The organism is Legionella nigrisilvae (assembly GCF_977063395.2).
The window spans coordinates 627704-653897 of sequence record NZ_CDRUGZ020000011.1 but is presented as its reverse complement, the minus strand read 5'-3'; the positions used below and the strand labels follow the sequence as shown (position 1 = coordinate 653897).

The window sequence follows — 26194 nt, the reverse complement described above, 5'->3', positions numbered from 1 at the left end:
GTTTTTTTAAAATGTTTTTTATATAACATGCATCAAATGAGAGCTATTCTGATACGGGGTGAATAGTCACCAAAAGTTTAACGATTTTGCAGAGCGAATTTCTTATGGCAGAATATAAAGATACATTGAATCTTCCCAATACTTCATTTCCGATGAAGGCAAGTCTAGCTACTCGAGAGCCTGAGGTTTTGGCTGATTGGCAGGCAAAAAAAATATATGAAAAAATTCGTAAAGCCCGTTCCGGAAGTAAGCGCTTCATTCTGCATGATGGTCCTCCTTATGCGAATGGTCACTTACACTGCGGTCATGCCTTAAATAAAATACTTAAAGATATTATCGTTAAATCCAAATCGCTTAGCGGGTATGATGCACCCTTTGTTCCTGGATGGGACTGTCACGGGTTACCTATTGAGCTTAATGTAGAGAAAAAGATAGGCCGAGTTGGGGATAAGGTATCTGCTAGAGAGTTTCGTGCCAAATGCCGTGAATATGCAGCGAGCCAAATTGATATTCAACGCGATGAATTTCAAAGACTTGGGGTTTTTGGTGATTGGTATAATCCTTATGTCACTATGGATTTTCGCTATGAAGCCAATATTGTTCGTGCATTAGGTCTAATGATTAAAAACGGTCATTTGCAACAAGGTTTTAAACCGGTACATTGGTGTATTGATTGTGGTTCTGCTTTAGCGGAAGCGGAAGTCGACTATGATGAGAAAACTTCTCCATCGATTGATGTCACTTTTTTTGCAGTAAATCCTGAAGAGTTTATTCATTTGTTTCCAGGAAAGGCAGAAATAAAACCACTGGGCCTTCCTATTTGGACAACAACCCCATGGAGTTTACCTGCTAATGAAGCGGTATGTTTGCATCCCGCAATCGACTATTCTTTAGTAGATACGGGTGATGCATATTGGATACTTGCTACTGATTTGGTTGAATCAGCGATGGCTCGTTATGGAATGACGCAATATACCGTTCGTGGCGCGGTAAAAGGAAAGGTATTTGAACATTTGAAATTGAAACATCCTTTATATAATCGTTTTGTCCCTGTGGTATTAGGTGAGCACGTAACTACTGAATCCGGCACTGGAAGTGTTCATACAGCACCTGCTCATGGACCAGATGATTACTTAGTTGGTAAAGCCTATAATTTGCCGTTAATTAATCCAGTTAAAGGAAATGGTTGTTTTGCTGATGATGTAGAACTGTTTGCGGGACTGTCTGTTTTAAAGGCTAATGATACTATTTTGAATGCTTTAGCGGAACATGGTGTGCTTTTAGCTAAACAAAATATTAGACATAGTTACCCCCATTGCTGGCGGCATAAATCACCGATGATTTTCCTGGCCACGCCTCAATGGTTTATCTCTATGGATAAAAGCCAATTAAGAGAACATATTCTCAAAGAAATCGATAAAGTAACTTGGGTTCCTGATTGGGGTAAGGCTCGAATTAGCAATATGGTTGAAAATAGACCTGATTGGTGTATATCAAGGCAAAGAGCATGGGGTACACCTATGCCTTTATTTGTACATAGCTCGACGCGTGAATTGCATCCTGATACATTAGAGCTTATCGAAAAAGTAGCCTTGCTTATTGAAAAATCCGGGATCGATGCTTGGTTCGAAATGGATATAAAAGAATTACTTGGAAAGGATGCTGAGTTTTATGAAAAAATTAATGACACTATGGACGTGTGGTTTGACTCCGGAGTAACCCATTTTTCTGTTCTAAAGCAAAATGAGGCTTTGGCTTTCCCTGCAGATATTTATTTTGAAGGTTCGGATCAACATCGCGGCTGGTTTAACTCTTCGTTAACCACTTCCGTAGCAATGTATGGTGTGGCTCCTTATAAAACCGTATTGACTCATGGATATACCGTAGATGCTGAAGGTAAAAAGCTTTCTAAATCCAAAGGAAACTATGTTGCTTTAGATAAATTAGTCAATCAACACGGTGCTGATATTTTACGTTTATGGGTGGCGTCTACAGATTATCGACATGAAGTGAGCATTTCAGATGAAATTATAAAGAGAAATGCAGATGCTTATCGCAGAATTCGTAATACGGCCCGCTTTTTGCTTGCGAATTTATTTGATTTTGATCCAACCAAGGATTGTGTGCATGTCAAAGATCTTCTGGAATTGGATAAATGGGCATTAAAACGAACTCAGCTCTTGCAAGATGAAATTATAGAAGCCTATGAAAACTATCAATTCCATATTATTTATCAGAAGATTCATAATTTCTGTGCGGTAGATATGGGAAGCTTTTATCTGGATTTAATTAAGGACAGACAATATACCACCGCAAAAGAAAGCAAAGCCCGACGGTCTTGTCAAACTGCTATGTACCACATTATTAGGGCCTTTACTCTTTGGATAGCTCCCATATTATCCTTTACAGCTGAGGAGATAAGCCGCTATATACCAGGTTATAAACAAGAATCAGTCTTTACTGAGCTTTGGTATGATGCTTGGCCAAAGATTGATGATGTGAACATGACGGATTGGGAAGAACTGCATGTAATTCGCGACGAAGTTAATAAAGCTTTGGAAGAAACACGTCAAAGGGGCGAAATCGGTTCCGCTTTAGCTGCCGAGGTAATTTTATATGCGGATAACAAAGTATTCCCTAAACTGACTCGTTTGGGCGAGGAATTGCGCTTTTTATTAATTACATCAGATGCAGCAGTACAACCCATGGATTCAGCTCCTGCTGGGCTGTCTGCCACAGCCTATGGTTTTGCGATTGCGGTTTCAGCAAGTGCCCATGAAAAATGTGCTCGTTGCTGGCATAGACGACCTGATGTGGGACAAGATGCGCAACATCCTGAGCTCTGTTTACGTTGTGTCAGTAATATCAGTGGGCAAGAGGAAAAGAGACAATTTATATGAAAAAATGGCCATGGTTTATATTGAGTCTTTTTGTAGTTATTTGTGATCAAGCAAGTAAATACTTGGTGGAGTTTTTTTTAACACCCTATAAACCATTAGCTGTTTTCCCAATGTTTAACCTTACTTTGGCTTATAACTCCGGCGCAGCATTTAGTTTTTTAAGCGGCGCTGGAAATTGGCATCGATGGTTTTTTGCCAGTTTCAGTTTAATTGTGAGCGGTATTCTAGCTATTTGGTTATATCGTACTGCAAGTCAGGCAAAGTTACTTTTGGCTGGAATAAGTCTTATTTTAGGGGGGGCGATAGGTAATTTGTTCGACAGAGCCTACCATGGTTATGTCATTGACTTTATAGATGTATATTACAAACATCATCATTTTGCTACTTTTAATATAGCAGATAGCGCGATTTGTATTGGGGCTGGATTTTTTATTTTGGATTTATTAATTAATAAAAGTAATTAATTAAATTCTATGTGGGTTTAACCATTGGTATTTCTTCTATGTAATCCTCACTTAAAACTTTTAAGGCTTCTTTTTTAAGTTCTTTAAAGTGAGTTGAAATTTCTTTTTCTTGTTTTGGTTCATTTGTAATGCCCAATGCTCCTATCATTTTATTTAAACACTCATCAGGGGTTTTTTCATTTAGAGCATCCTTCAACTCATCAAACATTGTTTTATAAGAAGAGGAAAATATGGATAATAATATATGGCCACACGTATTTTCTTTATCATGGATAAATTTGGACACCAGTTCGATTACATTCGATTTTTGATGATCAAACGCCAGGGCTATTTGATTAAGACTTAATTGAAGTCCAAGTACATTTGACTGCGCTCTAATTATAGAGTGCTCCAAAGTAGCGATTTTTAGAGCTATTGGCAAGTCAACGGGTAAAGGTTGAGAAGTCTGGTTCAACTTAATACTTGCTGCATTTAGATATAATCTAAACAATCCTTCTAAGTGCGAACAATCCATGTTCTTCTTCAATAGTTGGATTTTTTCATGAATGCTTTTGAAGCTTTGAACCATTTTCCTTTGTTTTTCAAGCTCTTTGCTCAATTCCTCAATATCCGTATTTATCTTAGCGAATGTATTAGTTGATCTATGTTTTATAACATTAACGTATTCATCTGCTAAGAAATCAATTCTAGCTGGTTTTAATATCGTCAAGTTTTTTAACTCTTCTTCTATATTGTTAATGAGCTGAGAAGAGGCGGGAGCTTCCATAATTAATTTTTGCTTTTCAAGCTTAGAGTGAATTATGCGAAGTGGTTGTAAAACCGCATCGCATTTTTTATACAACAATTCTAAAGAAATGGTATGGCTTGGTATGCCCCCCATAAATTGGGGAATCCCCCACCTTCCTGTCCATAATATTGCCGTGACTTGTTCTCGATAAGAGCCATATTGGTATTTAAAATATTCATTCCATCCAGCCTTTTCATTTTCCGGTATCTCCAGATCGAACAAAAGTTGATTGAATTTTTCTGGGGTATCATAGTGCTTCCAAAATTGACTCATGAGTTCCTGGTTTCTTTCCAAAGGCACATTCTCTAAGAATTTGTGTAATTTAGCTACTCGATTAAAATGTTGTTGCGGAAAGCTCTCGATATTTTGTTGAATTTGAGCTTGTTGTATTTTTAAACTGTTTAATTCCTGCTTAAATTGTGTGTATAAATTATCTTCTTCTGAAAGAATTTCCTTTGATGGGTTAAGTACTGGAACAGTATTTTTTCTGACTTCTAATCGGTTTTTTAGTTCGTTAAATTTACTAATCAAATGATCCTTTATGAACCCCATTTCCTCCTTAAATCTGCTTGGGGTTAGGCGTGAACCTAATAATTTTTCCTCAAGTGCGCTTATAGAAGAATAAAGTGCTAAAATATTATCATGTTTGGACGGTTCCACTCGATTGGTATCATATTTTAGAATCCAGCTTTTTAATCCATTTAAAATATTATCAATAGCTTCATTATTAAGTGTTAAACCGAATCCTATTGAACCAAATCCATTGACCCATCCATTGCTTAACCCAGATAGGAGCTTATCAATAGGGGCAATTTCAGGATGATCTTGAGGTAAATCTCGTTTTCGTTCGAGTGCTAAAGCTGCTAGGGAAAAAATTAAAGTCCAACTACGATTTTGGTTGCTGGCTTTTTCAATTTCGGTAGACATCCTACCGGTTTTTTCTTTCATTTCTTTGGTAATATAATCTAATTGCTGTGCAAGAGGAATTGTTTTGCATTGATGAATAAAACCAATAAATGCTTTTTCTATGCCTTGTTTGTAATTGTCAAACGCAGGATCAATTTTAGTTTTTCCGTTATAGGTAGTGAGAGTTGCTATTGTTTGGTCTAATAGAGCAGTATCAATCATGCCAAGCCTATAATCAGTTTGATTAAGCACCATTATAGGCTTGGGAACATTAAGGAAAAATTAGGCTCGGTACAATAATGAAATAAAATTTAAATTCCTAACACGACCTTAAGCCAAAATACTTGTTGTGAGTGCATTGAGCTGTTTTATATCAGGGTCATGTATACTTACCGCTGCTACAGAGGGTAAATTAAGAAAATGTTCTGCTTCTTCCCATTCAATTTCCGCTGGAAATAGTTTTAAGTGAGGAAGACACTTATTCAATAGTGTACAAAAAGCTAAGTCAGCGGGGAAGGGACGGACGTGTCCGAGTCCAAGACTCATCACTGCCATGGCTTCAGAAATTGTTGCAACCCCTGGCAAATAGTTGAAGGAGTAAACATTGGCTGTTTGTGCAATTTCAGGTAGATACCCAGGGCTGGTCGCAAAATGTACGCCTGCCTGATAGCAGTTTTCAAGTTGTTGCGTATCAATCACACCACCGGCACCGATTTTAAGGGAGGGGCAGCGGGTGACGGCCTGAGCTAATAACTTTTGATCTGTTGAATTAATTTCAACTAAATCGAAACCGGCTGCTTTAATTTGTTCTAACCGTTCAAACAAAAAATTGTCTACATCCAGTGATATAATTACAGATTGCTTTCCCAGTAACTTATCTAAGATCATGGTGAGTCCTACGGTGATGTACTTTTTTTAGTAAACTTTGGTTAAGTCACAAAGTTTAATGTTAGAAGAGTTAGTTTGTGTTGGCAAGTATATTTGCGATTCTTATTTGAAGAAATTAGGGTAATTCATTAGTTATTCAAGAAAGCGATCTTGGACCCCGAGGATTTAAATTTGAACTCTCGGAGTCTAAGCCAAGGATAAATTGTTTAAGTGCTCGGTGTTGTATTAAATGGAGAAAGGGGTTGGGTCTGATCACGCTGCGCCACTGGGCTTTCTTCTGAAGTCACATTGGGCTTATAAGCTTCTTCAAATTTGGCCATATGTTTTAAGAAACTATTCATTGCTACCTCTGGAACAGGTGCTCTTTCCAACATACCCATAAGTTTTCGTTTTAGAGCTTCAGGATTAAACTTATCCAATTCATTTTTTTTGTCTTCTGGTAAATTTTTCTTTGCTTCATCGGTAAGAAACTTATCTACTTCTTTTTGTGCTCTGGGATCTTGTATTGTTTTAACTTTTGAAAACATAAATCCCCATGTAGGTTTGGGTTCATTACTGATAGTTTGAACAAATGCAGCAGCATTAAAAACTGGTTGTGGGGATGCAGTTGGGGTCGACGACATTTTAGATTGAGTATCAGTTGGAGTGGATGTAGCCCCTAAGCCATAACTTGCACCCGTGATTGTGGACCCTGGTGGCTGCATAGCTAAGTCAGGAGAAGATGTTAATGCTTGTTTCGCATTGGCACGAGCTGCTTGCATCGAAGTAATATGGTTTTTAACCATTAATTGTTCTGCTTTGTTTACCACTAGTTTTGAACGGGTTTCATCCTTTCGGGAAGCATTTTGTTCGACTTCTTGTTTTTTTACGTGTTGAACTACATTTTTTACACTCATTATCTCGGGTTTTGCATTTTCAAAGCGTGCTTGCGCTTCGGCTAACTTGAATGAATCATTTTTGACGTCATCCCACTTTTCTCCTTTATTAAGAAGATAAAATTCACCGTTGTGCTTCACAAGCCCCGGGGCTTGATCTTTAGGCAGAGCAAACAATGCTTTGTCATAAGTAACGCCTTCTGAATTTAAGTCTGCGTCAAAAAATACTTTTTCATTCCCCACTTTGGATTTTATGTCCTTTAGGCTGGCTAGTTGGAGGTTCAATGCATTTTGTTGATCCAATATCTTTCGCGCTTCTTTTTCATTGCCTTTATCTAATTCTTCAAATACATGCTCCGTCAATCTATCTATTTGTCTTTCAAGTGAGCTAATTTCTCTATCGAGCATTTCTGGATTTTTTTCGAAGGTTGGGGCAGATTTATCATAGGCGTTCAGAACGTTATTGTAAGTTGTATGCTTTGCCTCAATGGCTAAACTTTCTTCTTCAAGCCTATTTAACTCTTCGTTAAGGGCTTTTTCTTGTGTTTTAAGATTTTTTTGCTGTTCTTGATAACTTCTAATTGAGCTATCGTAGCGCTCTAAAGTATCCTTAAGTGCACTGTTCTGCTCAGGGGTCTTTTTCTTCTGAGGAGTTTGCTCGCTGGGTTTTAAAGCTTTCTCCTGTTGCATCTCAATTAACTCATTTTGAGCTTTTTGCGCTTCAGCCTCTTCTGAGAGTAGCAGATGGAATAGAAAACCTTTTTTCCGCTCCTCCATCAGGATGTCTTCTTGTATTTGAAGTTGCCGCTCTTCTTCAATAGCTCGCTCATGAGCTAACTCAGAACCAATTTCATGAATTACTGTTTCTCCAGCAGGGGATAATAAGAAGATCTTTATATCTTCAGGATTATGTAAACCGAATTGGCTCAGATCAATGGTAGAAGGATTAGGATCCGCGTCCTTAGATGAAAAAGTAAGCTCTCCACTGGTTATTTTAGATTGTATGGAGGCATCCAGTTTTTCACTTATAAGTGCGAACTCATCTGAGGTTAGGAATTCTGTTAGGTTATCTTTTGCAATCGACATAGATCTTTATCCTGTTGCACCATAGTATAATTATATACAAAATAGTTCAATAAATCACCAGAAGTGAGTGGTGCTAGAGTGAGCATGCTAAATACTATAGCTGATTGTTTCATTTTGAAAAGAGCCTTCTGAATTACTTTTCGATTTTTTTACTGCCAATATAGGGGGATGATGAGAAATGGTTTGAGAATGCTTTTCGCTAAATTGCGATTCACTGCTTTTGCTCAAGAGCGTTTGTAATAAACAGTGGCTGTTTGAATGTGGAATTAATTCATAACGTCTAGGGTCACTGGAATAATATTTTTCATCCTCTAAGGTTGTGTGTAATTTTAAATCTTCTTTTGCAAATGCCCAATAATATAGATGACCACGTTGACTTTCTATAAATGATAACAAAGTTTGTTTCAACATACTGGCTTGATCATCGATCCAGTTGCAAATCGAGGTGGTTCCTTTTGCACTCGTGCTAAACAAAAATCCAAAAGAATGATCCCAGACTTCGCCAATAGCACAGATAATATTACCTACAGAATAGGCAATAATACGCGTTATGGGGTCTAAAATACTAAATGCGATGCGAGCCGAGAAAGAAATAAAATCAAAAATAGGCAATAAAATAAGATTTTTTATTAATTGTGATAGTGGAATGCATAGAGCACAAATCACATTAATGCCGAAATTGAACAATGGATTATCAGAAAAATGACCAAATGGCCAAGTGAAACCATAAAGTGGTGATAATCTAAAATTAGCCATTAAATTATCTGAATGTGGTCTTGCTGCAAAGGAAAGGAATAAGGCTCCTATATCACTGATATTTCCTAGAATAGCAAGCATTTTAGTTAGTAGATTTGTAATACCACGAAAGGGTACATGAATAAAAAGAGCACTGACTTCGATAATTGGAATGGTGAGAAGCGCTAAAATAAAATCAGTAGAGGCTGCAAGAACCTGTTTGCTGACTTTCTTAATAAGGATTCCACTTTTTCGCCACCCCTTAAGAAAACCATTATAGAATCCATAATAGTAACCTTCAAAAAAAGGAGCGATACTCAGCTTCCCTAAAGTGACAACACTCTTAAATAGCCATTTACAGGTGCCAAGAAACCAATCCTCACCAGGATGCATAATCGTATCATAAATAGCTGCGCCACCCTTTCCGCCTAAAGCGGCATAATTGGTGTAAGGAAAGTCTCCCATTTCACGTCCCAAGGAAGGAATTACTTTAGTTAAACCATAACCAAGGCTAAGTGCTAATGAGGCAATAATCGCAATTTCTGCCGGATCTTCTTTGAGTATTTTGAATGCTTCCACAAAAAATTTATCCAAATTTCCACCCGCCACGACGCTTTGCCAATAAGTCATCGATGCAGAAATGGCTTCAGAGATTGTGCCATGACTCATCCAGTGAGCAAGTTTTTGTGTCGGTTCAATTCCCGCAATTAAACCGTGTAAGTGCAATTTAGTTAAAATTGATTTAAGGAACTCGGGAGCAAGTACTGCTCCACCTCCGTAAGCATAAGCGGCAATTGCTAAAGTACCGATCAATGGATTTTGCTCGCTCACATCAATAAAAAAACTGGCGATATGGCGTATTATCTCTAAAATTCGATGAAAGGGATTGTCATAACAGTGGGGACTTGGTGGATGATTGGGCCGGGCAATGATATAAGGACTGTTGCTAATCTGCTCTTTAATAAACTCTTCTAAAGTTTGGCCATTCGCTAATAGGCCTTTATTTTCCAATGCCGAGCTTAGAGAATCCCTTGATTTGCTATTTTTGCTTTCCTTTTTATACCCATCTAATTTTGGGATGTGGGTTTTATGAATGTGGTTGAAAAAATCATCACGCAGATCATGGATAATAAAGTGACGCATGCTTTTATAGAATTTATAGAAAAACCGAGGTATACGCGAAATAAATGCATTAAGTCTTAGGCTAACACGTTCTGGTAAGTAGAGATGACGTTTACTGATTTGTCCTAAAGTGTATAGATCATGTCCTTCGGGCAGGGGGTAGAAAAGTCCATCATGAACAAAATAGCGTAATTGCATTATTTTGTTCTCTTGTCTAATAAGGATAAGCTCTTCCTTAGCAATAATTATCCAACTACCATGGGGCAGTTTACTGATTCTTTTTTTTGCTTTTTTTTTGGTATCAGCAATTATTGGTTGGCTTTCGCTCTTAGTATATTTGCGGATTAGGGTTGGTAAATCGAGGTAACCTTTTTGTATAAACCCTTGTAAGCTATAGTAGGGGGTGATCTTTGTTATGGTTAGGCCATCTAATCGTTGTTGTATTTCTGTCTTGTGTTCTGGTTTTTTATCTATTGCCAGATAATTGATCCAATCTTGGCCATCTCGCCATAATTTATTCAAAAAAGCTGCAAGTTGTGCAATTCGATTTGCAGGAATATTACTCAATGCAGGTGCCGGAGATAATTTGTAATAGGAACAAATAGCTTTTAATGCATCATCTAAATCTTTACTATCGTGTCCTATGTGGAGCTCGCTATCCCAGACAAGGCATGGTTGTTTTGCTTCTTGTTTTTTGACGATATCACTAAAATCCATTTGATCGAGGCGTGATACAGCATAGACACGATTGAAGGAGTAATGTTGGGCTGTTTTATGGGCTTCGTAAAGAAGGTTTCCTAAGATGCCTTCAGATATCAGCGGGGAAATTGCTAACAAACGGTTTTGATTGGAACAGTGGCCAATAATTTTAATCACTTGTTTTCTTAATGCTTCCTGACCTTCATGATCCTGACTCGCTAATCGTCGCTCCGTTTTTAATAATTTTTTTAACGCATTAATGCATTCATTAGCAAGCTGTAATTTTTTTTCTTGTACCGAACTTAAGGGCTGGCTGTAGCTTTCTGAACGTACGCGGTAACGATGAACTTTGCTAATAACATTGGCTACTAATGAACAAGGTCGATCGCCGGGAAGCAGTTGGATCACCTCTGACTTATAGGTAAATAACATGAGCTGCACTGTTTTTTTATTATGATTGGCAATTAATCGCAGTCTATCTCCTCCTGGAAGAAGATATTCCATATTGTAATGACCGTATAAAACAGCTCCTGCTTCGTTACTAAATAGGCTTCCTGTTATGGTTGGCAGTGCTTGATGACTAAAGGGTGTAATGGCTAAGGGAACGATAAGCTGAGTGTGGCCTTTCGATGTTACAAAATAAGACATTGGAACTATCCGTTGTTCACATACTGCACAGGATACTTGGTTTTTTAGTGAAATATCAAGTGGAAATGCTTCAAATCTGGAAATTTTATGGTGTGACTGATAGAATGTTTTAAAAATAAACAGGAATAAATTTTAATGATTAGTTATTGTGGTTATATCGCTTTAGTTGGCAGGCCTAATGTGGGTAAATCAACCCTTCTTAATTGTATTATGCAGCAAAAAGTGAGCATTACCTCAAGAAAGCCACAAACAACTCGGCATAGTATCTTAGGGATACGTACTGAAGGTGAATACCAATTTGTTTATGTAGATACTCCTGGGATTCACCAAGGAAGTAAAAAAGCAATGAATCGTATGATGAATAAAACTGCGATTAGTGTATTGCGTGATGTGGATGTGATTGCTTTTTTAGTTGATGGAACGCATTGGCAAGACGAAGATGAATACGTTTTGAATTTAGTAAAACAAGCCAAAGTACCCTGTGTTTTAGTGGTAAATAAAGTGGATAAAATTGATGATAAAAGTCAGTTGTTACCATGGATAGAACAAATAAGTCAAAAACATGAATTTGCAGCAATCATCCCTATATCTGCAAAAACAGGAGTACAGGTGGATGAATTGCAAGAAAAATTACAGAATTATTTGCCTGAGGGGCCTCATTTATTTCCAGATGATCAATTAACTGATCGGCCTATAAAATTTTTATGTGCGGAATTGTTGCGGGAAAAAATTTTCCGCTTTTGCGGACAAGAATTACCTTATTCTGTTACCGTAGATATTGAATCTTTTAAGGATGAAGGCACTCTCGTGCGTATTCATGCATTGATTCTTGTGGATAAAGATAATCACAAACGAATGATCATTGGTGATAAGGGACAAAAGCTAAAAGAAATGGCAACGAATGCACGCGTGGACATGGAAAAACTATTAGGTAAGAAAGTATTCTTACAGTGCTGGTGTAAGGTAAAATCAGGCTGGTCGGATGACGAGCGTATATTAAAACAATTAGGTTATGACAACTAGGACAATAGCAGCTTGGGTTTTACACAAAAAATGGTCTGGGGATACCAGTGCTCAAGTCAGTTTTTTTACACGCGAGCTTGGGGTGATTCAATGTCTTTATAAGGGCGGACGTACCCCTAAAAAACAAGCCCTGTTACAACCTTTTACTTCGTTATGGATCAATCTTGCGGAACGTCGTGAGCGATATTATGTACAAACTACTGAAAGTACTTCCCCATCACTCCAGCTTACAGGCAGCTCGCTTTTTGCAGGTCTATATTTAAACGAAATTCTTTACTATGCCCTCAGTCGCAATTCTTCTGACTCGGCATTATTTGATGCTTATTTATTTACTTTAAATGCCCTTACATTAGCAAAGGAACGATTAGTCATTGAAGCGTTATTAAGACGTTTTGAGTGGACTTTACTGCATGCATGTGGTTATTCCTTTTCATTAACCCAGGAAGCGCGAACAACAAATTTGATTGTCCCTGATTCGTATTATCAATTTGTTGCTGGCGAAGGTTTTATTCGTGACAGCAGAGGAATTTCAGGTGCGCATATTCTTGCCTTGGCACAAGATAACTTAAATGAGGCTCCTTACCTTAAATCAGCAAAAATAATTATGCGTCAAGCAATCGATCATCTTCTGGGTGGACGCGAAATTAAAACAAGGGCTTTGTATCTTGCTGAGTGAAAAGAACTGGGAAAGCAGGTGAATGAATTCACGGAAATATTCCTGACTTAAACTGATGTAACGAAGATATATGTTCTAAGCAACTTGAGTTTAGGTCAGAATGGACTTTATACTCTTTATTTTATGTGTAAGGTGTAGAATGAATAAGCCAATACTATTGGGTGTTAATATTGATCATATAGCTACAGTACGTCAAGCACGTGGTACCCGTTATCCTGATCCTGTTCAAGCGGCTATTGATGCAGAAGAAGCGGGTGCGGATGGCATTACTCTGCATATGAGAGAAGATCTAAGACATATCCAAGCGCGTGATGTACGTTTGATCAAAGAAGTTTTGCAAACACGAATGAATCTTGAATTGGCAGTTACGGATGCCATGCTTGATTTTGCTGAAGAAATTTCACCCGAGCATACGTGTTTGGTCCCGGAAAAACGTGAGGAATTAACAACAGAAGGGGGACTGGATGTAATATTGCACCAAAAATCAGTAGACCTTGCTGTACGACGTTTGCAATCTATGGGTAGTGAAGTGTCTTTATTTATTGACCCAGATCGTGAACAGATCAAGGCTGCAGCAGATATTGGTGCTCCTGTTATTGAATTGCACACCGGTTGTTATGCTGATGCTACTGATGTGGAACAGCAACAGTATGAATTATCGAGAATACAACACGCTGCGGAATATGCAGCGAGTTTAAATTTGATTGTCAATGCCGGCCATGGTCTCAATTATCATAATGTGCAACCTATAGCGTCTATTAAAGAATTACATGAACTTAACATAGGCCATGCGATTATTGCCCGAGCTTTATTTTGTGGTATGAAAGAGGCGGTAAGACACATGCGTCAACTAATGCAGGAAGCAAGACTTTATGTCAACATCTGACGTGATTGTTATTCGTATTACCGGAGACTCAGGCGATGGGGTGCAATTGGTGGGAGAACAACTCACCATTAGCGCGGCACTTACCGGCCGAGATGTGCGGACCCTACCTGATTTTCCTGCTGAAATTCGAGCGCCAGCGGGTACTGTAGCGGGAGTTTCTGGTTTCCAACTGGCGATGGCCGAGCATGCTATATTCACCGCAGGTGAGTCGCTTGATGTGCTTGTTGCATTAAATCCAGCCGCATTAAAAAACTCCTTGCAACATCTGAACCAAGGCGGTTTGTTGATTATTAATGAAGACAGTTATCAAGAAAAGGATTGGCAAAAGGCGGGAATGGATAAGAGTTTTCTAGACAATTGTGCCGAACATTATCAAATTGTTTCATTTCCTTTAATCACCCAGACTCTACAGGCCGTGTCTTCGCTGGAATTAACTAAACCGCAAGCCACCAAAACCAAAAATTTTTATGTTTTGGGTTTGGTTTTGTGGTTATTTGATTTGCACACTACTGCATGCGAGTCGTTTATAGCTAAAAAATTCAAAGCAAACGCTGTTGTTGCTAAAGCCAATCAATTGGCGTTATTGGCTGGATATAATTATGCAATGACTTTAGAATTAACTCGCCGCGGTTATATGCTAGGTGAAGTGAATCGAGATGTGGGGGATTATCGGCAAATTACAGGGGTTGAGGCAGTGGGATTAGCACTCGCAACTCTTGCTACGTCGACACAAATACCGACCTTAGTTTCGGGATATCCAATTACTCCTTCTTCAGCAATCCTGCATGAATGTGCCCGCTTATCTGATTTTGGAGTACAACTTCTACAAGCAGAAGATGAAATTGCTGCAATTTGTGCTTGTATTGGCGCTGCATATGGCGGAAGGTTGGCTTTAACTACAACCTCCGGTCCTGGATTGGATCTAAAAAGTGAAAGTTTGGGTTTGGCTGTAGTTGCTGAATTACCTTTGGTTTTGCTTGATGTACAACGAGCTGGAGCTTCGACGGGCTTACCCACCAAAACAAGTCAAAGTGACTTGCGACAAGCACTTTATGGACGTCATGGTGAAGCGCCTTTGCCGGTGCTAGCAGCACAATCCGCAGCCGATTGTTTTTATACGACTTTAGAAGCATTTTATTTAGCCATTAAATTCATGACTCCAGTAATTGTTCTATTGGATGCTTATCTGGCAAATGCTGCTGAGCCGTGGAAAATCCCAGATGTATCTTCTTTAAAATTACCTCAAGTTGAATTTAACCGTTTTCCAAAACCGTTTACTCGGGATGAGTTTTTGAGTCGTAGTTGGAATAAGCCCGGTACTCCAGGATACATTCACCAATTGGGGGGGTTAGAAAAACAAGGTGAAGAGGGACGGGTAAGCTATGATGCTGAGAATCACCAAAAAATGGTTCATTTACGTCAGCAGAAAATCGATGGAATTGCACAAGAGTATGCCCCGTTGACAATTGAAGGGGATGCTAATGCAACCCTCATTTTAATTGGCTGGGGTAGTACCTATGGCAGTTTAAAATCAGCGGTGCAGCAATGTTTGGCAGAAGGGTTGGCGATTGCTTACGTGCATTTACGTCATCTGAATCCTTTGCCGAATGATTTAGGCTCTATTTTGAAAAAGTACGATAGGATATTCGTCGCAGAATTAAACTCTGGACAACTATGCCAAATTATTCGTGCCAGTTATTTGGTTGATGCACGTGCAATCAGTCAATCGAATGGACAGCCATTTACCGTCAGTCATCTGGTGAACACTATAAAATCGGAAGCCAACTATGAACAACAACTATAAACGTGAAGATTTTGCCAATGCAAATGAGGTTCGCTGGTGTCCAGGCTGTGGTGATTATGCAATTTTAATGGCTCTGCAAAAAATATTACCTGAGTTAGGCTTACCACCAGAACAGCATGTGTTTATTTCCGGAATAGGTTGTGCGGGCCGCTTACCTTACTATATGAATACGTATGGTTTTCATACCATTCATGGTCGAGCAACTGCGGTGGCAACGGGGTTAAAAGCGTTAAGGGATGATCTGTGTGTTTGGGTCATTACTGGAGATGGGGATGCTTTAAGTATTGGAGGCAATCATCTGATCCATATTTTGCGACGTAATGTAAACGTAAATATTTTATTATTTAATAATCAAGTATATGGTTTAACTAAAGGACAGTTCTCTCCCACATCACAAAAGGGCCAAGTAACGAAAACCTCGCCAAAAGGGGTGGTTAATGAACCTGTGAATCCGCTTACTTTAGCCCTAGCAGCGGGGGCTAGTTTTATAGCTCGTGGAGTAGATAAGGATCCCGTTCATTTGGGTTCAATATTAAAAAAAGCACAGGAACACCAAGGCTGTTCTTTTGTTGAAATTTATCAAGATTGTAATATTTTCAATCATGGTGCTTTCGATGAGTTTGCGCTGAAAAGTAATCGTGCCGAGAACACAGTCCTATTAGAAGAAGGGCAACCTTTAGTTTATGGTGCGCAAAAAGAGAAAGCTTTGAATGTAAAAGCAGAAGAGTTCGCTCGTGTTTCAGCAGAAGAAACTGGTCTTTATCGACATGACCCAACTAGCTTCGCCGCGGCGATACGACTCGCTTCCCTATCTTTTCCTGAGTATCCCGTTCCTTTGGGGATTTATTATCAAAAAACTCGAGATGTGTTTGCTCTTCCTCAAGAAGTCAAAAAGACTGTAAATGACTTACCGGAACTATTCAGGGCAAAAGCTACTTGGCAACAAAGTTAAATAGAGCGCTACGAGTACTAACGTCAGGAAATACCCACTGGTGAACACGTAGCCTATCCACCAGTGGATATTTACACCCAAAAAAAATCCCGGCAAAAACGAACCGGGATTTAGGTAGAGGAGAACGATAACTAGTCGCGGCCTGAAAATGCACTTAGTATATTAAGCAAGCTGACGAACAAGTTATAAATTGATACAAAAAGACCTACTGTAGCGGAAATGTAATTCGTTTCACCTTCATGGATAATTGCACTTGTTTGCATGAGAATTAATCCTGAAGAAATAAGTATAAAAATGGCTGAAATGGCTAATTGGAGCGCCGGAATTTGAATGAAAATTCCTGCTATCATTGCCAATAAAGCAACCATTACACCAACAAAAAGAAACCCACCTAGGAAGCTAAAATCTTTCTTAGTAGTTAATGCATAACCAGAGAGTGCGAAGAAAATAATTCCAGTACCACCTAGAGCGGTTGCAATTATTTGTGGACCATTAGAAAAATGGCTGATATAAAAGTTCAGCACAGGACCTAAGGTATAACCCAGAAAGCCCGTGAAGGCAAAAACGCTGACGAGTCCCCAAACGCTATTTCGTAATGCTTGAGTCAAAAACATTAACCCATAAACACCAACTATCATCAAGAGAGGATTCATTGGTCGTGCGCCGCTTGTAAGAGATAAAACGGCCATAAATGCACTGAACAAAAATGTCAAACCGAGTAATAAATAAGTATTACGCAGTACCTTATTGCTTGAGAGTGCAGACTCATTACTTCGCGTCAGAATAGTGACATTATTTCGGTTCATTGTTTAGAGCTCCTCTATGTTTATATTTAGTCTAGCATATCTATGGGTTAGTTTCCCATATTTCAAGTTTAAAACGAATTATTTTTGTTTTGAGGTTCTACAGTACTATAGTAGTATTATAAATAAATTTTGAGTAAGGTGTGTAGGCTGATCATTGTCTTAAGGGCAATTCCCTTAAATTATGAAAATCTGTCGTCCCCTCTAAGGTGGATACCCATTACGGGCAGGGCGTATTGATAATTTAAGAATAGATCCCAGGATGACAAAAAATTCTTAACTTAATGATCGCGATCCTTTAGGGTCCAGTTACCAGAATACGCGGAAAATCTCGACATTTTTGATGTCATAAATTTTAGGATTTATTATGGCACGAGCAGCATTAGTACAAATGGTTTCCTCAGCAGGAGTTGCTGATAACTTACACCAAGTCGAACAATTAATGATTCAATCTCGTGAAGAGCAAGCTGAACTTGTACTCTTGCCTGAGAATTTTGCATTTATGGGACTTCATGAAAAAGATAAATTGCAAGTTGGTGAAAGATTTGGCGTGGGATCTATACAACAAAAAATCAGTCAATTGGCAAAAAAATTAGGGTTATGGGTAATTGCGGGGACTATTCCTCTTAAAAGTTCAGGATCCAAAGTACGTGCCAGTTGCCTGGTGTATGATAATCAAGGTAAATGTGTAGCACGCTATGATAAGATTCATTTATTTGATGTAAACGTCTCACCAACTGAAGCATATCAGGAGTCAATGTCCATTGAACGCGGGCACCAACTGGCTCTTGTTGACACTCCAGTTGGAAAAATAGGATTAACGGTTTGTTATGATCTACGTTTTCCTGAACTCTACCAGCAGCTAATGTTGCAAGGAGCGCAAGTCTTTACGGTTCCTTCTGCCTTTACAGCTCTAACCGGCCTTGCACACTGGGAGGTATTATTGCGAGCCAGAGCCATTGAAAATTTATGTTATGTCTTAGCAGCAAATCAAGGAGGGCGTCATGAAAATGGACGAACCACTTTTGGTCATAGCATGATTGTTGACCCTTGGGGGAAAATCCTCACTCAAAAAGAAACGGGTACCGGAGTGGTGACAGCAGATATTGATTTACAAAACCAAAAGGAAATACGTCGAAAATTTCCCTGTATCGATCATCATGTATTAAACTTATAGGTAGATACTATTTTTTTGATCGCAAAACTAAGAGACACTATTTTTATTTATTAAGGTAATTAAATGACAGAAGCCCTTACTACAGCAAAAAAGATTTTACTAGCTCCTGCAGCACTGGATGAAACGGGTATAGAAAAATTATTCAAAACAATGATGAATCATCATATTGATGATGCCGATCTTTATTTTCAAAGTTGCAGTTATGAATCTTGGTATTTGGAAGATTCAGTAGTGAAAAGCGGGAGCTACTCCTTAGATCGAGGCGTAGGAATTCGCGCCGTTAGCGGTGATAAAACAGGATTTGCTTATTGTGATGATATTTTATTACCTTCGATGTTGCGAGCTGCTGATGCAGCCCGTTCTATTGCACTGACTGGTTCTAAACCAATTCAAGCCATTCAAGTAAAAGGAGCGGCTGTAAGTCGTTATCAAGGTTTAAATCCAATTGAAGGCATGAGTAAGCAAGAAAAAATTGCTTTGTTAGAAGCGATTGATAAAGAAGCGCGTAGTATTGATCCTCGTGTAATTCAGGTTAACGCTTCATTAAGTGGTTGCTATGAAGTTGTTATGGTGGCTGGAATGAATGGCCAAATGATTGCTGATGTCAGACCCCTAGTGAGTATTAATGTAAGCGTTATTGTAGAGGACAAAAATGGACGAAGGGAGTCAGCACGCTCTGGTGGGGGTGGGAGAGTACCTTATTCCTATTTTTATGAAAAAGAAAATGCCTTGAGTTATGCTCGAGAGGCAGTGCGCGAAGCCTTGATTAATCTGGGAGCACAACCTGCACCAGCTGGGACAATGCCAGTGGTTTTGGGCCCGGGTTGGCCGGGTGTTTTATTACATGAAGCTGTAGGACACGGTTTGGAAGGAGATTTCAATCGTAAAGGATTATCGGCATTTTCTGGCCGTATTGGACAACAAGTTGCAGCTCCAGGAGTTACGGTAGTTGATGACGGAACTTTAAAAGACAGACGTGGTTCTATAACTATTGATGACGAGGGCACTCCTTCACAATGCACTACGTTGATTGAAAATGGTATTTTGGTGAATTACATGCAAGATAAGTTAAATGCCAAATTGATGGGTATGAAGTCTACAGGTAATTGCCGTCGTGAATCTTATGCCCATGTACCTATGCCTAGGATGACGAATACTTACATGTTGGCAGGACACCATGATCCTGAAGAAATTATTCGTTCAGTAAAACGTGGTTTATACGCGGTCAATTTTGGGGGGGGACAAGTTGATATTACCTCAGGCCAATTTGTATTTTCTGCCAGCGAAGCATATCTCATTGAGAATGGAAAAATCACTGCGCCAGTTAAGGGAGCCACACTTATTGGTAATGGTCCAGATGTGATGAAAAAAATCAGTATGATTGGTAATGATTTGGGGTTGGATCGAGGAATAGGGGTTTGCGGTAAAGAAGGGCAATCTGTTCCGGTTGGAGTAGGTCAACCTACTTTGAAAATCGATGCTTTGACAGTCGGTGGAACAAGTTAATTTGGATAGGGTAACCTGGGTGAATCGAAACCGAACCTGGTTTTGTCTTAGAGAAGGGCTCCTGGGTTCAGCTATGCTTTCACCCAGGATTTAAAGATCTAAAACTTAACCTCTTAAACCAGCTGGAATTCTAACACTGATGGAATTGTTCGATTGGGCTTGTACTGTGCCACCCATACCATTAGTCACAGTATAAGCTACGGTAAATCTTGGATCCGCAGGATTATTGCTTTGATAACTACAAATGATGTTTCCTGAGGCACTGTTATAAGTCACTGAATCATTAAAATAGTTTATTAAATTAGCGGGAACATCTTGAACCGATCCATTAGAACGGAAGTATACTTGTAGTGTTTGAGATAATACAGATTCCACACCATAACCACCAATATAGTTTCCAAAATGGGTTACAGCAGTGGGTCCTTGAGTCGCCGGACAATAGACATTAATATCATAGGCAGTGGGATCCGCCATTGCGATTCCAGGAATAAAACTAGAAATCAATAATAATGAGCTTAAAGAGAAATTCTTAATCATAATAGTTCCTTCTATTTAATTAAAAGCGATGACAGGCGATTAGATTGTTAATTAATTGAGTTGTATTTGTCAATGAAAAGATCAAAAGTTTCTTTCAAAGTCATTCAAAAATCGAAAATCCAATTTTTTGCGGTTATTCTACGAGGTCTCAAAAGATTATCTTTTTTACCGTTTATTACACGCCTTAGGCCTTGTTCTCGCCAGCTAATTTATTAAGCAGAGAGTTTATCTCGAAAATACGTTCCTCTGAAGAAGTACTGTCTAGGTTAAAACGTAAGCGCTGGGGTCCTTCCATTTGATATCTTTTGGCATGTACTTGAATTAAATGAATCAATATGCCTGGATCAATAGAAGGTTTTTCGCTAAATTCCAGCTTACCTTGCTGGGCTCCCGCACTGATTTTTTGAATACCCATTTGTGCAGCTTTTAATTTTAATTCGGTAATCAATAATAAGTGTTTAACTTGTGGTGGTAATAATCCAAATCGGTCAATCAATTCGATTTGTAAATCATGCAATTGCTCTTTAGTTTTTGCATTTGCAATCCGTTTATACATAATGAGGCGGTTGTGAATATCAGGAATGTATTCCTCAGGAATAATAGCGCTGATTCGTAAATCGATCTCAGGTCCTTGGTGCATTGGCGCAGATAACTCGGGTGTTTTTCCTTCTTTTAAATCATGGACTGCTTTATCAAGCAGCTCCATAAATAAATTAAATCCAATTGCTTGCATGTTCCCACTTTGTTCTTCTCCTAAAAGCTCACCTGCTCCGCGAATTTCCATATCATGGGTTGCCAGGGTGAATCCTGCGCCTAAATCTTCTAATGATACAATCGCTTCTAAACGTTTGACTGCATCAGCAGTTAATACTTTTTCATGGGGAGTAAGTAAGTAGGCATAGGCCTGATGATGCGATCGACCAACTCGTCCACGTAACTGATGTAATTGGGCTAAACCAAACTTATCAGCACGATCAATAATAATTGTATTGGCTGTAGGAATATCAATACCCGTTTCAATGATTGTGGTGCAGACTAATACATTAAAACGATGGTGATAAAAATCAGACATTACCCGTTCTAACTCACGTTCTCGCATTTGTCCATGTGCGCTGCGGATTTTGGCTTCTGGAACTAGAGTTTGCAAATCCTGACACACACGTTCGATTGTTTCTACATTGTTATGCAGGAAAAAAACCTGACCGCCTCTAAGAATTTCTCTTAAAATGGCTTCACGAATGGTTGGATCTTTTTTCTCCTGCCAGAACGTTTTAATTGCAAGGCGTTTGGCCGGAGGGGTTGTCATCAGAGAAATATCTCTAATTCCAGCCATAGCCATATTCAGCGTTCTTGGAATTGGAGTAGCAGTCATGGATAAAATATCCACATGAGTCCGCAACGCTTTAATGTGTTCTTTTTGTTTGACTCCAAAACGATGTTCCTCATCAATAATCAAAAGTCCTAAATTTTTAAAAGAAATATTACTTTGGAATAATTTATGGGTTCCTATGACTATATCAACTGTTCCTGATTTCAAGCCAGTAAGAACTGCTTCCGTTTCTTTATTGGAACGAAAACGTGAAAGTAATTCGATATTGATGGGGAAATCAGCAAATCGATCGCGGAATGATTCGAAATGTTGCCCGGCCAAAAGAGTTGTTGGCGCTAGAATGCAGACTTGTTTATTACTTTGTACTGCAACAAAAGCAGCTCTCATCGCTACTTCAGTTTTACCAAAACCTACATCCCCACAAATTAAACGATCCATAGGTCTTGGGGATTCCATGTCTTTTATAATTTGCTCAATTGCGCGTAATTGATCAGGTGTCTCTGTAAAGGGGAAGGCGCTGGCAAATTTTACATATTCATTATGATCTATTTGATATTGATATCCTGGTTGTGCCTCTCTTTTGGCGTAGAGATCTAATAATTCGATCGCTACATCATGGATTTTTTCGACCGCCTTTTTCTTTTCCTTTTGCCATTGATCCGAACCTAATTTGTGCAAGGGTGCATGTTCACTATCTACACCTGTGTAGCGGCTAATAAGGTGGAGTGAAGTAACCGGGACATAAATTTTGTCCTCACCCGCATAAGTAAGAACTAAAAATTCACTAGCAAATCCGTTGGATTCGATATGTTGCAGTCCCTGATAACGTCCTACTCCAAACTGCAAATGGACTACTGGAGCGCCAACACGTAGTTCTGCCATATCACGGATAATTAAATCGGGATCAATCGTCTTTTGTGTACCCCGTCTTTGTGGTGTACTTTGCTCTCCAAATAATTGAGATTCAACAATGATTGCGATATGGCTTTGATTTAATTCGCATCCATAAATTAGATCTCCAGTGGTGATGTTAAGCGGGGCTGTATCGTTAAGAAAATCCTGCCATGAAGATTGTACTTTAGCGGAAATACCACTTGGTTTTAACAAATCAAGTAGCACTTCTCGTCGGCCGGCACTTTCGACCACAATTAAATAACGCCGGGTGGAATCCGCACAATATGCACGAAGTTGACTTAAAGGTTCTTGGGTTTTCCTATCAATTGGTAATTGTGGGCCGGGTACGATATCAAAATTAACCACAGCACCTTTCTTTTCCGAGGGATTTTGGAATAATCGAAGTTGTTTATACGTATTGGCTTTAGTTAATAATTCAATTGGATTAATGAAACAGGCTGTAGGTGGTAAAATAGGCCTGCTGATATCATATCGTCGTTGCTCAAAGCGCTCATTCAATTCTTGCCAGAATTGTTCTGCATTATTTTGAATGTTTTCAATCAAACAAACCTTGGCATCCTCTGGTAGATAATCAAAAAAGGTAACGGTTTTGTCAAAGAATAAAGGTAGATAATATTCGATTCCAGAAGGGAACTGACCTTCACTGATCGCTTCATAAATGGGACACTGGCTAGGATTTACGGGAAATAACTCTCTAAAAGCCCGTCGAAAGAGCAGTTGACTTTGTTCATTTAAAGGAAATTCTCGTGCAGGTAGTACATTAATTTCTTTAATTTTTTCTATTGTACGTTGCGTTTCAGTATCGAACTCCCGCAGACTGTCAATCTCATCATCGAAGAGTTCAATTCGGAATGGTAAACCAGAACCCATAGGATAAACGTCGATAATTGAACCGCGTAGGGCAAACTCACCATGTTCAAGAACTTTATTAACACAATGATAACCGGATTGTTGTAACTGGTTACGAAAGGCAGTTAAATCCAGTTTTTGTCCTTCCTTAAGCATCAAGGCATATTGATTTAAAAACTCAGGTGGGCAGAGCCTATGCATTAATGTGCTTGCCGAAGTGATAACAATTGCATTAGTGACTTGTTGAATTCGGCTTAAGGTATATAACCGTTCGGAAATAATGTCTTGATGCGGCGAGAATTGATCGTAAGGAAGTGTTTCCCAATCAGGAAAAAACAATAACTCTTGGGAGGTATTGGCGCCTAGAAAAAAATTCAATTCTGCCTGTAACTGATTTGCGCTGAGATTATCCTGAGCAATCAATAACTTAATACCAGGAGTTTGTTGGCAGTATTCAGCCAATGCCAATGCCAAACTGCTTCCATGGAGTTGTCCCCATATTTGCTTGGCTTGGGTAGGTTGATAGAGCAGGGTATTGTTGGACATAGCTTAGGCAAATCAAATTTAAAAGTTAGCAATTATACCTTATGTGTGTTTTTGGTTCATCTTAAAATTACAGTTTATTAAAATGCCAGTGTTTTCTTAGTATCGTTTAATGGTTTTAAGTCCAATCATTTATTTTAATATCAAAATGATTTAATAAAGAGATGACTTCAGGAAATGAAAAACGTGCATGTTTAATTCTATTTTCGTTGGGATTGATTAGATAGTTGATGGCATTTGTGAAATCAGCAGAATTTAAATTTGTGTGGAGAAACAGACTGTTCAGTAGGTCGGAATCTACAAAATTTGCATGACATAAATTTGCTTCCCTGAAATCAATATCATGCGCTTTACATTCTTCAATAATCAAATTAGAAAGTTCAAGCCCATAAAAACTGGAATGGCTTAAGTTGCTCCTATAAAAATAAAGTGGACTAGTCAGTTTGACTAAGGGCCAGCTTAATTCCGTCCAGTTTACTCCAATGATTTTTGAGTTTTTAAATGAAACCTCTGAAAATTTACATCCTGGAAATTTTGCCAATGTAAGATCGCAAGATTCAAAATCACAATCAGTGAAGGTTACAGTAGTGAAAATAACGTCAGTAAATTTGCACTGCTTGAACTGACAGTTTTCAAATTTAATCTGTTCAATTCGTGTTTTTTCAATACTAAATTGGGTGAATGTTTGATTAAGATAATTTTTTTCAGTAAATGGAGACGTCATATAACTTTTCTTTTTTAAGCTAATGTTGGATTATACTTGTGTGAAGTGAAGCGATCCCTGGATTGAGAGTTTATTTAGATCGTATCTTCGGGTTAAGCTGCCTTCACCAAGGCTACAAAATTCTAGATCAATTTATGCTTCATTTGTTGTATCGGTTTCAATGAGTTCCAACTCATCTAATTCGATATCAACTGACTCAATTTTTTGGAAACGCGATGTAATTTTTTTGGCGGACGTATTTACTTCACTGACATCTTGATGTGCCAAATTGATATGTTTGGAGAGTTTGTCCATTCTTTTTTCAAAACGTTGAAAATCATCTGCCAAAGCTTGGAGATGTTTTTGAATAATGTGAACTTGTTTACGAGTAGCGTCATCTTTGAGTACCGCTTTAGCTGTCGTAAGTACGGCCATTAACGTGCTTGGGGAAACAAGCCATACTTTTAATCTTTGAGATAATGAAATTAAGTCTGGGTAATTGGCATGTATTTCTGCAAAAATGGATTCCGCAGGAATAAACATCATGGCACCATCGGTAGTTTCATTTGGAATGATGTATTTATCTGCAATGTCTTTAATATGTTTCTGAATGTCTTGTCGAAATTGCTGTTGTAATGATTTTTTTTCGACTGAACCCGTCTCAGTATTAATTAACCGTTGGTAGGTTTCCAAAGGAAATTTAGCATCTATTACTACATTACCCGTTGGCTCAGGCAAAAATAAAATACAATCAGCTCGTTTCTGATTACTTAATGTATGTTGCATCGCAAAATGGTTGGGTGGAATCATGTTACTTATGAGTGTCGCCAGTTGTACTTCACCAAAAGCTCCTCGTGCTTTTTTGTCTACTAGTACATCTTGTAAACTAACCACATGGCTTGATAATTCAGTGATTTTCTTTTGTGCTTCATCAATGATCGTTAATCGTTTTACTACGTCAATAAAAGTGGACGAAGTTTTTTCAAAGCCTTCAGTTAATTTATGGTTAACTTGTTGCGTTAAGGTATGGAGATGAGTGCGAATTTCTTCAGTGAGTAACTGTAAGTGAGAGGTGAGCGAACTGGCATGTTGTTTAAAGCTATGGCTAATTTGCTCACGAACATCCGTCATTTGTTTTTGGACGGTATCATGGATTAGCTGTTGGGTCATTAATTGTCCTTGGGCAATTTTCTGACTTACATCCAAGTGAACCTGGTGCAGCTGCATGGTAAAAGATTCCATAGTCTTTTCATTACACTGCCGGCTCAGTTTTTTTTGCTGGCTTTGGGTAATCAAAAGCCAAATCAAAATTAAAAATTGCAGGGCTAAAGCACATGCTATGCCCTCAAGTAAGGTCATTGAAGATAAAAATTGCATTCA

General features: G+C 38.6%; 18 protein-coding genes. 9 read left to right on the top strand and 9 right to left on the bottom strand.

What is annotated here, in order from left to right:
- The first annotated feature begins 104 nt into the window (after window positions 1-104).
- On the top strand, window positions 105-2900 hold the full coding sequence (ileS, locus tag ACWTE2_RS02910) for an isoleucine--tRNA ligase (protein ID WP_454784076.1): 2796 nt from the start codon (window positions 105-107) through the stop codon (window positions 2898-2900).
- Window positions 2897-3364 (top strand): signal peptidase II, encoded by a 468-nt coding sequence (gene lspA, locus ACWTE2_RS02905; protein ID WP_454784075.1) that lies wholly within the window; start codon window positions 2897-2899, stop codon window positions 3362-3364. The genes ileS and lspA overlap by 4 nt, the downstream gene beginning before the upstream one ends.
- A gap of 7 nt (window positions 3365-3371) precedes the next feature.
- Here the strand turns inward: lspA and ACWTE2_RS02900 are convergent, their stop codons facing one another.
- The 4 genes from ACWTE2_RS02900 to ACWTE2_RS02885 all read right to left on the bottom strand — a co-directional run bounded on the left by ACWTE2_RS02900 (window position 3372) and on the right by ACWTE2_RS02885 (window position 11110).
- A complete protein-coding gene (locus tag ACWTE2_RS02900) occupies window positions 3372-5279 on the bottom strand; it encodes a hypothetical protein (protein WP_454784074.1) in 1908 nt (635 codons plus the stop codon).
- A 108-nt stretch (window positions 5280-5387) separates the two neighbouring features.
- Window positions 5388-5945, bottom strand: a complete 558-nt coding sequence (locus tag ACWTE2_RS02895; RefSeq protein ID WP_182391019.1) for a bifunctional 4-hydroxy-2-oxoglutarate aldolase/2-dehydro-3-deoxy-phosphogluconate aldolase — start codon at window positions 5943-5945, stop codon at window positions 5388-5390.
- A 206-nt stretch (window positions 5946-6151) separates the two neighbouring features.
- Complete coding sequence (locus ACWTE2_RS02890) at window positions 6152-7906, bottom strand: hypothetical protein (RefSeq protein ID WP_454784073.1); 1755 nt, start codon at window positions 7904-7906, stop codon at window positions 6152-6154.
- 87 nt (window positions 7907-7993) lie between these two features.
- Window positions 7994-11110 carry a hypothetical protein gene (locus tag ACWTE2_RS02885; protein WP_454784072.1) on the bottom strand — a complete coding sequence of 1039 codons (3117 nt, stop codon included), beginning with the start codon at window positions 11108-11110 and terminating at the stop codon, window positions 7994-7996.
- A gap of 135 nt (window positions 11111-11245) precedes the next feature.
- Between ACWTE2_RS02885 and era the strand changes: the two genes are divergently transcribed.
- The 5 genes from era (at window position 11246) to ACWTE2_RS02860 (ending at window position 16451) form a co-directional block, all read left to right on the top strand.
- Entirely contained in the window at window positions 11246-12133 is an 888-nt protein-coding gene (era, locus tag ACWTE2_RS02880; protein ID WP_182391016.1) for a GTPase Era, read from the top strand.
- Entirely contained in the window at window positions 12123-12809 is a 687-nt protein-coding gene (gene recO, locus ACWTE2_RS02875) for a DNA repair protein RecO (protein WP_182391015.1), read from the top strand. The genes era and recO overlap by 11 nt, the downstream gene beginning before the upstream one ends.
- 139 nt (window positions 12810-12948) lie before the next feature.
- Window positions 12949-13695, top strand: a complete 747-nt coding sequence (pdxJ, locus tag ACWTE2_RS02870) for a pyridoxine 5'-phosphate synthase (protein WP_454784071.1) — start codon at window positions 12949-12951, stop codon at window positions 13693-13695.
- The gene (locus tag ACWTE2_RS02865; RefSeq protein WP_454784070.1) at window positions 13682-15499 is read left to right on the top strand and encodes a 2-oxoacid:acceptor oxidoreductase subunit alpha; all 1818 of its coding nucleotides are present in this window, start codon (window positions 13682-13684) and stop codon (window positions 15497-15499) included. Before pdxJ ends, ACWTE2_RS02865 begins: the two co-directional genes overlap by 14 nt.
- Window positions 15483-16451 (top strand): 2-oxoacid:ferredoxin oxidoreductase subunit beta, encoded by a 969-nt coding sequence (locus tag ACWTE2_RS02860; RefSeq protein ID WP_454784069.1) that lies wholly within the window; start codon window positions 15483-15485, stop codon window positions 16449-16451. The genes ACWTE2_RS02865 and ACWTE2_RS02860 overlap by 17 nt, the downstream gene beginning before the upstream one ends.
- 131 nt (window positions 16452-16582) lie before the next feature.
- Here the strand turns inward: ACWTE2_RS02860 and ACWTE2_RS02855 are convergent, their stop codons facing one another.
- On the bottom strand, window positions 16583-17257 hold the full coding sequence (locus ACWTE2_RS02855) for a Bax inhibitor-1/YccA family protein (RefSeq protein ID WP_454784068.1): 675 nt from the start codon (window positions 17255-17257) through the stop codon (window positions 16583-16585).
- Between the two features lie 364 nt (window positions 17258-17621).
- On the opposite strand from ACWTE2_RS02855, the gene ACWTE2_RS02850 reads away from it, so the two are divergent.
- Window positions 17622-18431 (top strand): carbon-nitrogen hydrolase family protein, encoded by an 810-nt coding sequence (locus tag ACWTE2_RS02850; RefSeq protein ID WP_454784067.1) that lies wholly within the window; start codon window positions 17622-17624, stop codon window positions 18429-18431.
- 63 nt (window positions 18432-18494) lie between these two features.
- Window positions 18495-19937, top strand: a complete 1443-nt coding sequence (gene tldD / locus ACWTE2_RS02845) for a metalloprotease TldD (RefSeq protein ID WP_182391009.1) — start codon at window positions 18495-18497, stop codon at window positions 19935-19937.
- A gap of 105 nt (window positions 19938-20042) precedes the next feature.
- Here tldD and ACWTE2_RS02840 read toward each other — a convergent pair whose 3' ends face one another.
- The 4 genes from ACWTE2_RS02840 to ACWTE2_RS02825 form a co-directional block, all read right to left on the bottom strand.
- Window positions 20043-20474: a hypothetical protein gene (locus ACWTE2_RS02840; RefSeq protein WP_454784066.1), complete on the bottom strand. Its 432-nt coding sequence runs from the start codon at window positions 20472-20474 to the stop codon at window positions 20043-20045.
- 184 nt (window positions 20475-20658) lie between these two features.
- The gene (mfd, locus tag ACWTE2_RS02835) at window positions 20659-24114 is read right to left on the bottom strand and encodes a transcription-repair coupling factor (RefSeq protein WP_454784065.1); all 3456 of its coding nucleotides are present in this window, start codon (window positions 24112-24114) and stop codon (window positions 20659-20661) included.
- Between the two features lie 115 nt (window positions 24115-24229).
- Entirely contained in the window at window positions 24230-24835 is a 606-nt protein-coding gene (locus ACWTE2_RS02830; RefSeq protein ID WP_182391006.1) for a pentapeptide repeat-containing protein, read from the bottom strand.
- A gap of 132 nt (window positions 24836-24967) precedes the next feature.
- A complete protein-coding gene (locus tag ACWTE2_RS02825; RefSeq protein ID WP_454784064.1) occupies window positions 24968-26191 on the bottom strand; it encodes a DNA recombination protein RmuC in 1224 nt (407 codons plus the stop codon).
- Between the last annotated feature and the right edge of the window lie 3 nt (window positions 26192-26194).